Source organism: Aquimarina pacifica (assembly GCF_000520955.1).
In the GTDB taxonomy this organism is placed as follows: domain Bacteria; phylum Bacteroidota; class Bacteroidia; order Flavobacteriales; family Flavobacteriaceae; genus Aquimarina; species Aquimarina pacifica.
In genome coordinates this window covers 40,230-49,755 of sequence record NZ_JACC01000046.1, presented here as the reverse complement: position 1 = coordinate 49,755, position 9,526 = coordinate 40,230, and the positions used below count along the sequence as shown (strand labels likewise).

The 9,526-nt window shown below is 33.0% G+C and carries 12 protein-coding genes; 2 read left to right on the top strand and 10 right to left on the bottom strand.

Annotated elements, in window-relative coordinates:
* The coding region (locus DZ60_RS23460) for a T9SS type A sorting domain-containing protein (protein WP_034230176.1) at nt 1-339 on the top strand (339 nt) is incomplete at its 5' end.
* An 87-nt stretch (nt 340-426) separates the two neighbouring features.
* On the opposite strand, the gene guaB is transcribed toward DZ60_RS23460, so the two are convergent.
* Nucleotides 427-1,899 carry an IMP dehydrogenase gene (gene guaB / locus DZ60_RS0119175; protein WP_025743639.1) on the bottom strand — a complete coding sequence of 491 codons (1,473 nt, stop codon included), beginning with the start codon at nt 1,897-1,899 and terminating at the stop codon, nt 427-429.
* A gap of 387 nt (nt 1,900-2,286) precedes the next feature.
* Between guaB and DZ60_RS0119170 the strand changes: the two genes are divergently transcribed.
* The gene (locus tag DZ60_RS0119170; protein ID WP_025743638.1) at nt 2,287-2,619 is read left to right on the top strand and encodes a hypothetical protein; all 333 of its coding nucleotides are present in this window, start codon (nt 2,287-2,289) and stop codon (nt 2,617-2,619) included.
* Between the two features lie 277 nt (nt 2,620-2,896).
* Here DZ60_RS0119170 and DZ60_RS0119165 read toward each other — a convergent pair whose 3' ends face one another.
* The 9 genes from DZ60_RS0119165 to DZ60_RS0119125 all read right to left on the bottom strand — a co-directional run bounded on the left by DZ60_RS0119165 (nt 2,897) and on the right by DZ60_RS0119125 (nt 9,483).
* Nucleotides 2,897-3,277, bottom strand: coding sequence for a hypothetical protein (locus DZ60_RS0119165; protein WP_025743637.1), 381 nt, complete (start codon nt 3,275-3,277; stop codon nt 2,897-2,899).
* A 147-nt stretch (nt 3,278-3,424) separates the two neighbouring features.
* Nucleotides 3,425-3,805 carry a hypothetical protein gene (locus DZ60_RS0119160; RefSeq protein ID WP_152537475.1) on the bottom strand — a complete coding sequence of 127 codons (381 nt, stop codon included), beginning with the start codon at nt 3,803-3,805 and terminating at the stop codon, nt 3,425-3,427.
* Between the two features lie 198 nt (nt 3,806-4,003).
* Nucleotides 4,004-5,257: a DUF3570 domain-containing protein gene (locus DZ60_RS0119155; protein ID WP_025743635.1), complete on the bottom strand. Its 1,254-nt coding sequence runs from the start codon at nt 5,255-5,257 to the stop codon at nt 4,004-4,006.
* Between the two features lie 41 nt (nt 5,258-5,298).
* Entirely contained in the window at nt 5,299-5,511 is a 213-nt protein-coding gene (locus DZ60_RS0119150; protein WP_025743634.1) for a DUF4266 domain-containing protein, read from the bottom strand.
* Between the two features lie 27 nt (nt 5,512-5,538).
* On the bottom strand, nt 5,539-6,519 hold the full coding sequence (locus DZ60_RS0119145) for an FAD:protein FMN transferase (RefSeq protein WP_034230174.1): 981 nt from the start codon (nt 6,517-6,519) through the stop codon (nt 5,539-5,541).
* A gap of 4 nt (nt 6,520-6,523) precedes the next feature.
* Entirely contained in the window at nt 6,524-6,955 is a 432-nt protein-coding gene (locus DZ60_RS0119140; RefSeq protein ID WP_316929902.1) for a thioredoxin family protein, read from the bottom strand.
* Nucleotides 6,956-7,284: 329 nt separating this feature from the next.
* Entirely contained in the window at nt 7,285-7,788 is a 504-nt protein-coding gene (locus DZ60_RS0119135; protein WP_025743631.1) for a ferritin, read from the bottom strand.
* A 187-nt stretch (nt 7,789-7,975) separates the two neighbouring features.
* A complete protein-coding gene (locus tag DZ60_RS0119130) occupies nt 7,976-8,488 on the bottom strand; it encodes a PAS domain-containing protein (protein WP_025743630.1) in 513 nt (170 codons plus the stop codon).
* 128 nt (nt 8,489-8,616) lie between these two features.
* On the bottom strand, nt 8,617-9,483 hold the full coding sequence (locus DZ60_RS0119125) for a hydroxymethylglutaryl-CoA lyase (protein ID WP_034230172.1): 867 nt from the start codon (nt 9,481-9,483) through the stop codon (nt 8,617-8,619).
* Between the last annotated feature and the right edge of the window lie 43 nt (nt 9,484-9,526).

Below are 9,526 nucleotides of genomic sequence, written 5' to 3'. Positions count from 1 at the left end.
AGAGTTGACCAAGGAGCCGAAGGATGTTTATTAACAGGAGTACGATGGGATATGGAGTGGCTAGCTAGTAGAGAACGTTTTCAAGGATACAATAAGGCAAGTATCAATGCCGTATCCGAAATATATCCTAATCCCGCCACCATAGGTTCTCAAGTTTCTATTGTAACCAAAAGCACCATCTTATCTGTTAAGATTTTTGATATGGTGGGCCAATCAAAAGAAATCCCATTAGAAAGTGGAAATAAAGTAAGTATTAATAATCAATCATCAGGATTATACTTATTGATCGTTACTTTTCTTGATGGATCAAAACAGGCTTCTAAGCTTGTAATAGAGTAATCCTACTCTTGATCGTTAATCAAAAAAAGACCTGCATAGTTTTGCAGGTCTTTTTTTGATTATATTTTATAACAGCTTTCCGCTTACTTACCTACTATAATTAGGTGCTTCTTTGGTAATGGTCACATCGTGTGGATGGCTCTCATTAATACCACTAGCTGTAATTTTCACAAATCGTCCAGTATCTTTGAGCGCTTGGATATCTTTTGCACCACAGTATCCCATACCAGCTCTAAGTCCGCCAATAAACTGATGTATACTTTCTATCAAATCTCCTTTATATGCCACCCTACCAACAATTCCTTCAGGAACTAATTTTTTAATGTCATCCTCAACATCCTGAAAATATCGATCTTTTGATCCTTTTTTCATAGCCTCTACAGATCCCATACCTCGATATGTTTTAAATTTTCGGCCTTCATAAATTATTGTTTCTCCCGGTGATTCCTTTGTTCCGGCTAAAAGTGAACCTAGCATTACCGTATCTGCTCCTGCAGCAATTGCTTTTGGAATATCTCCTGTATAACGAATTCCTCCATCTGCTATTACAGGGACTCCCGAACCTTTAATTGCATTAGCAACTTCTAATACTGCAGAAAATTGCGGAAATCCAACACCCGCAACTACACGTGTAGTACATATAGAACCTGGTCCGATACCTACTTTTACGGCATCTGCTCCAGCTTCTACCAAATATTTTGCAGCTTCTCCTGTAGCAATATTACCAACTACAACATCTAATTTAGGAAATTTTGATTTCACCTCTTTCAATACAGTAACCACCCCCTTCGTATGACCATGAGCAGTATCGATTACCACTGCATCTACTCCTGCATTAACCAAAGCCTCGGCACGCTCAATTGCATCTCCTGTAACACCTATTGCAGCAGCGACCCTAAGACGTCCTAGTTCATCCTTATTGGCCAATGGTTTCAGTGTTAATTTTGTTATATCTCTAAACGTAATTAACCCAACTAATGTATTATCCGCATCGATTACTGGAAGCTTTTCAATTTTATTATTTTGTAAAATAACTTCTGCCTGTTGTAAAGAGGTTCCCTCGCCTACTGTAACCAAATTTTCACTGGTCATTACCTCAGATATAGGACGCTGATCGTTTTTCTCAAAACGCAGATCTCTATTGGTAACTATCCCAATTAATTTATATGAATCATCAACAATAGGAATCCCTCCTATACTATGCTCTCGCATATTATTTTTTGCATCTATTACTTTAGCATTTATAGGAAGTGTCACAGGGTCGATAATCATACCGCTCTCTGCTCTTTTCACCTTACGCACCTTAATTGCCTGTTCCTCGATGGTCATGTTCTTATGTAACACACCAATCCCACCTTCTTGAGCCATAGCTATCGCCATACGACTCTCTGTAACCGTATCCATAGCGGCAGAAACAATAGGAACATTAAGAATAATATTTTTAGTAAAATTAGTCTGAATACTTACTTCTCTTGGTAAAACTTCAGAGAAAGCTGGGACTAAAAGGACATCGTCATAGGTTAAACCTTCACCAACGATTTTGGAATCATGTGCTGTCATGGCAATTAAAATTTAATTGCGTGTAAATATAGTCTTTTTTAAGGAATACAAAGGTGATCAAGATTTATTTTTTTAAACAAAACCAATAAGTAAAGTATAAAGACAAAGTAAAAGAACTCATACGTCCAAAAACGAAATTAATACCATATTGAATACTTCTAATTGCATGAACCCTAAAACCAAATATGGCATCATAAATACAAAACCTGACCCAAAACCACTATTAATTGTGTATTGCTTCTAAAAATATGATGAAAAGAACTAATACTTATAAAACGCGGGGAAATACCCCTATATAGAATCAGTTATTTGCCTCTATTATTATAGTAGGATAAAGTATAATTTTGAATAATGAACAACACAAATAGTCTTTAAAAAAATATCACGATGATTACTTCAAATGAAATAGCTTTTTTTAACCTTCAAATAGTAAGCAATTATGCCGGTGGTGGCGGATATCAAAACGGGTTTATACATCTCTATGACCGATACAAACGATACATAGGACACATAGGTGTCATAAAAAATGAAAAAACAATACCCGAAAATAGACAACATACCGATGGCACCCTAGCTATTTATTATAATGAAACAGAATCGCAGTCTATTCTCGAAACTCTTAGAAATAAAAGACCTGTATTAATTAAGTTTAATACAAAATCAAAATGGGCAGCTATAGAAACTATAGAAGAACCAATTACTAAAGAAGTGGCTGCTTAATTAAAAGATCTGAAAAATATTGAACTCTATGCTCTCAATTAGTATGTAAGGCCAATCGAAAAAAGAGAGTTTAAAAAATATCAATTGTGAAAAAATGAAATTGGTTTGCAATTCGATACCAGTGGAAACATACTAAAATTAATTGTTCCTAATTTTTTCAGATCTTTTTGATTTTATCGATTCTTTGATTCGTTAGAATGACATCTTTTTACAAAAAGACGAGGGCCTTTCGAACTCATTTTTAATCAAAAAGAAAACACACGACGACTACTTTCCTTTAAAGAAGAACTTTAGAATATTGAATTCTAACCTTATTTTCTTTAAATACAAGTTTGGCTTCACTTGCTTCAAAATACTTGCATTTTTCATCACCAATGCATACTTCTCTATCCATTTCTATAACAGACCATTTACTGGTAGTCGAAGTACCTTTAGACTTTACAACTACAGTAAAATCAGAATTAAATGTAATAGATGTTTCTGGATCATCATCTTTAACCCAGGTACCTATAAGTCCATATTTATTCTGAACGTCAATATATGCAATGTCATTATCAGGATTAACACTGCTATCAAAATGTACTACACCAAAGCTAGTTAGTGTAAAAACCATGATCAGTAATGATAAGATTAAGGATATAAATTGGGGCTTTTTCATAATATATATTTTTGTAAAGGTATAAATTTATTTAATTTTCGTTTAAAAGTTGATTTACTTTGATTAAATAATAAAGAATTATGTTATTATTCTAACTAACAAGTTTTGTACCATTAATTACCAAAAAAAGTATTTTTTTAAATCATTTTATTCTTCATTTTTTATTTTTGATTTATTGTAATGAATCATCATTTTATTGGTTACTAAAGTAAGTTCATCATCTTGCAACCTGTAATTAAGACATTTCTCAGAATCTTCATCAATTTCTGTTGCTTTTAAACAAAGCATATTATCTTTTACAAACCAATATCTTTTTAATGGTTCTCCTATTGATTTTTCAATAGCCGTTCCATCTAGCTTCAAATCGATATAGGTCTCTTTATCTCCATCCATTATCCATTTACCAACTAATTCTTTAGGGTTTTCGTTAATTTTTATTTCTATACTTTTCCCAAAAACCTTTCCTGTAGTTAGTACACTAAAAAAAATCAAACCTAAAAAGAAAGTAATTATACATCTAGACCGCATAATATTCATATTTAATAGATTATAAATTTACTGTTTTTTTTTATTTTTTTCATGATTATCTGCGATCACCATTTTTTTGGATATTACCAATGGCACAACATTAGGTCCAAAAAACAGCAAAAAAACATACAACACACATATTAAGGACAACCAAAGAATACTATAAGACCATTATTTACATTGACCTTCAATCAAAAATTAATCCATCACAAAATTAACTCCTCCAGAAAATAAGCTTGCACTAAGACCAGAGCTTCTTTCGTATTGTCTGAATCGTAGGTCAATACTTTTTAAACCAAATTTCCAAAGGTGTAATTTTGTAAAAATATCTGTATAGCTAATTCCAATACCGTATTGATTTCCATTAAAATCAGACAAATCATAATCTGATGTATAAAATTCTTGCGTAGAGAGATGTTGATTAAATCCAGCAAAATAGGTAGCTTGAGTTTGTGTATAGAATCTATATGATGGGTAAATAGTAAATTGGTCTGATATTTTAATGGGTATCTCAATACTTGCAGTATGCGAACTAACATCCCAATCATCTACATAATACCTGTAAAAAGTACGCACAGTAAAAATTTCATTAACATAATAGTGCAACCTTCCTCCTATTGCCGTTTTAAATCGAGTATCGGGCAATCGTTCTATATCATCACCATAAGTGAATTCTTGAATTATAACATCTGTAATATCCGCAAATTGAACTCTCTGAAAAGGAGTTGATAACAAACCTGTTTGTTGAATTATATCTAAAGAAAGGGAGCCTTGCATTTTTTTACTTAATATCTGAGAGAAACCAAAACCTACCGAATATGAATTACGAGATTCATCATCAAAAGACTCAAATGTAGAAAGATCCCTTAATTCTGAAGGATAAATTGCATTCCAGGTATCAAGAAAAACATTAGCTTTTATACTAAACTCGGTGTTTTTCTCATTAAACAATTGGGTATAGCTTCCTCCGAAACCAATAGAAAAATAATCATATTCTGTTGCTACCGCTGCATTCATAGACCAAATTTTATTGCGATTATCGCTACTATGACTATAATTTCCAGAGATTGTTGTTAAAACATCTTTTTGAGAAGCTCCTGAAGAAGCTACAAAAGCGTTTGCTGGGCCATTACCATCAAATGGATTTACATTACTAGAAGAAGCAGATGAGTATGCCGATATGCCTGCATCTATTGTTAAAACCTCATCATCACTTAGAGGTACGGCAATCACAATTGTAGGAGTGATATCTGTAAGCTCTTCGGTACCAACACCTCCTGTAACCGCTGCATTGCTTCCATCCTGTGTGTAGTAACTCATCAAAAAGTCTACTTCTGTAGATTCTAGTACTCTTTTTTTATATGATTGAGTACTATTTTCTTCAGTTTCTTGTGCGACTGTAGAAATTACAGATACTACGATGAGGAGTAAGGGGATTTTTTTCAAAAACATATGAAACCGCTTATAAATTATTGATTTTAAAAGAGAAATGACTAATTACACCCACAACCACCGCCGGTTTTTCCTCCATTCGCTCCCGATGCAGACTCACGATACGTATGAAAGTTTGTTTCGAAACGATCACACTTTTTAACTGTCAATTCCATGTCTGGATCGTTGAGTTGTACCTTCTCATATTCTTTTACCACAACACATGACCCGAATAAAAGTAACAGTATCGAAAATATCAGTACCTGTCTATTCATAACTTATTATTTTTTTTATCAGCACCTCTAGTTTGTATCTATATCAATATGATCAGAGGTATGTATACCTCCTTCATCATCAATTATAATACATTCTATGCCTGTTAATTGATTGATTCTATCTAACCCTGCCTCTACTCCCATTACAAATACAGATGTTGCTAACGCATCAGCAATTTCTGCTTTTACTGCAAAAACCGTAACACTAATAATACCATGAGATGGATATCCTGTACGAGGGTCAATAATATGACTATATCTTTTGCCGTCGAAAACTACATATTTCTCATAATTGCCAGAGGTAACCACTGCTTTATCAGAGACTGGTAATAGGGCAAAAGCATTTTCTTTCTTTAGGGGATTGGTGATTGCTACTTTCCAGGCATTACCATTAGGTTGCTTTCCCCAAGTATTCATATCACCCGAAGCATTAATAATTCCTGCTTGGACTCCTATATCCATCAATTTTTTTTTTGCCTTATCAGCTGCATAGCCCTTTCCTATTCCTCCGAATCCTATTTTCATTCCTTTTTCTCTAAGGAATACGGTATTGTTATTTTTATCAAGTAGTATGTTCTTATATCCCACTTTTGATACAGATGCCTTAATTTCTTCTCTTGAAGGTTTTGAGTCCATGGCCCTATCAAAAGTCCAAATTTTATCCATTGATGCGTAGCTAATATCAAATGCTCCATCAGTAAGTCGAGAAATTTGTAGTGCTCTATCTATTAAATCGAAAAGTTCCTTTTCCACGTGCACTGGCTTTACTCCTGCATTAGCATTAATCAAGGAAGTTTGAGAATCTGAATCCCACGAAGAAATCAATTTTTCTATTCTTTTAATCTCTTTTATGGCACTTTGTATATAGCCATCAGCAATCGTAGCGTCTTCTGCAACTACAGTGATATCAAAACGACTTCCCATTAAGACAAGTGTACGCTTATGCAATTCCTGAGAAAAGCAATTTCCTAAAATGAAAAGTAAAAGAAGTGTGTGATAATATTTCAAAATATTACTTCTTCATTGCGCTGAGGAGTTCTATATAGGCTTTGGGACTTACTTTTTTATAGCCTATTTCCCCAAGCTTTGTTCCTACTTGATCCAATAGTACAACCATCGGAAAACCACCACTCTTATTATATTGTTCAGCCAATCTTGCGTTTTGATTTTTTAATACTTCGGGCAACTGATTCTTTTTCTTTCTAGGAAAATCTGCTTTCATAAGCACATAATGGTCTTTTGCTTTTTCTGTAAATTCTTTTGTACTTAATATTTCTTTTTCTAGTTTGATACAGGGAGCACACCAATCAGATCCAGAAAACAAGAGTAGTATTGAATGGTTTCTTTCTTGAGCCTTTTGTTTTGCTTCTTCAAAATCAGAATTCCATTCCTGAGAAACCATTGGTGTTATTGTCAAAAGTAACAATACATATAGTAGATACATTCTGTTCATAGTATTGTAAATCTAGTACTTAATACTATGAATTCAAAAAAAATATTTTCACTAAAAAAAAGAGAAAATTAAAAAAGTTATAATTTCGGACACCTTTTACAATTGCTTTTTCCTTTCTTTTTATACTTTTTACAGCACTTTTTCTTCTTGCCCCCACATGCAACTTCGCAGTTAATAGTTGCGCAAGGCGAGTATAATGATGGAGTTTCTGAGGTTTGCACTTTTTTTAATTTTTATTAAATCTAAATAAAGCACAAAAATAATAAAAAAAGATTCCTAAAAAAGGAATCTTTAATTAATCTTTATTAACTTATTAACAACTATTTAGGCTCTTCAGCAATCTGAAAACTGTTAATATCTCTATCAAAAAGGTAATGACCTGATTTATCTTCTCCTATAATTTTTAATTTATCCAACAACGTTCTAGCAATTGCTTCTTCTTCTAGTTGCTCTGCTACATACCATTGCATAAAATTGTGCACATTGTAGTCTTTGTGCTGAAGACACTCAAATATTACATTATTGATCTTTTCTGTTACGAACTCTTCACTTTTTAAAAAAGTTTCAAAAAGTTGCATTAACGATTCAAAATCATCTCTTGGTTTTTCTATAGCGGGTATAACAGCAGTTCCACTTCTTTCATTAATAAACTTTACCAATTTGGTCATATGTACACGTTCCTCCTCAGATTGCGTGTAAAAAAAATCGGCTATTCCATTATATCCATTCGTGTCTGCCCAACTTGCCATGGACAGATATTGTGCAGAAGCTTTGGCCTCGTATTTAATTTGATCATTTAATAATTTTTCTATTTCTGCTATCATAGTCTGTTATTCGTTTTCTAAATATCTAAAATAAGGAAATAATTGTGCTTTTGAACATAGGCTTATTCTTTTATCACAATTTAAAATTAGACTTATTAATAAAAATGATTTTTGTGCAATGAAGTTCTCTCAAAAGTCTGTAATGGTATAATGACAATTTCTTTAAAACTTATAACAAGGCGAACTACTAAGCTACCTTTTCAAAAGCAATATAATGTATTAATTTACCATTCTTATCATGCACAGGAAAACCTTTAATTTCGCACATATATGTAGAATTGTCTTTCCTATAATTCAGTAAAGAAGCTTCAAAAGGAATTTGACGATCAACGGCGTTTCTTATCTTTTTAGACATTTTTGGGCATGTATCTTCTCCTTGAAACATTTTCGGAGAATTCCCAACAACCTCTTCATTAGAATACCCATTCATTTTTATCATATTCTGAGAAGCGTATACAATTGTAAGATTAGGATTAGTAATTAAGATGACAGATTTTTTAGCTATCAACTCTTTGTGATAATCCCTATAAAAACTCCAATCTTTTGTGATTTTCTTAAGTGCGTTAAAATCTTCTTTATGGCTTTCAACCAAGGTAAGATCTTCAGCATAAAACTCCCAAGAAATTAAGGGCAATGTACCATGAGACAGATTAGTAGAATGTCTGGCAATCATTGTATCGTATTCATAAAACTCATTCATAACTACAAAGCTATTGGAAATAATTTTAAAAAGAAATTAACTTAACAAAAGTTTTTATTGATATCTAAGGGTTTAAATCATTTTTTAAACATCAATTAAAATGCACATAGAGAATACTAGAACCCTATTTAGTGATATTTAGAGAAAATTTTTGTTGCTTCATTATATGAAGATTCAAAACTCATTGATTTTATATTTGTATCAGCCTGCATTGTATTAAAATAAGAAACTAATCTTTCTGTAGGCATGTTACCGGTTAATTCGTCTTTTGCCATAGGACATCCTCCAAACCCCTGAATTGCGCCATCAAATCGTCTACATCCTGCTTTGTACGCAGCGTCTATTTTTTCGAACCAAGTAGTCGGAGTTGTATGAAGATGCGCGCCAAACTCTATCTGTGGATATTTGGGTATCAAATTAGAAAACAAATACTCAATAATTTCTGGAGTAGAAGACCCAACTGTGTCTGACAGAGAAAGTATTTTAACCCCCATACCTCCTAACTTTTCTGTCCATTGACCAACAATATCTACATCCCAAGGATCACCGTAGGGATTACCAAACCCCATAGAAAGGTATGCTACTACTTTTTTACCCGACTTATCGGCAATATTTAATATTTCTTCTAGAATAGTAACAGATTGGGCTATGGTTTTATGTGTATTACGCATCTGAAAATTTTCAGAGATTGAAAAAGGGTACCCCAAATAATCAATAGCTTCATATTGCGCAGCATCTGTCGCCCCTCTCACATTCGCAATTATTGACAGTAGTTTACTATTCGTCTGAGAAAGATCTAACTGCGACAACACCTTTGCTGTATCCGCCATTTGAGGTATTGCTTTAGGAGAAACAAAACTCCCAAAATCAATCGTATCAAAACCACAACGCAATAAAGACTGAATGTATTGAACCTTTTTTTGTGTTGGTATAAATTCTCTTATGCCTTGCATCGCATCTCTTGGGCATTCAATAAGCTTTACATTTTGGATCATTATACAGTGTTAAGCTGAAAACTATTCTATTTATATCTTTCGA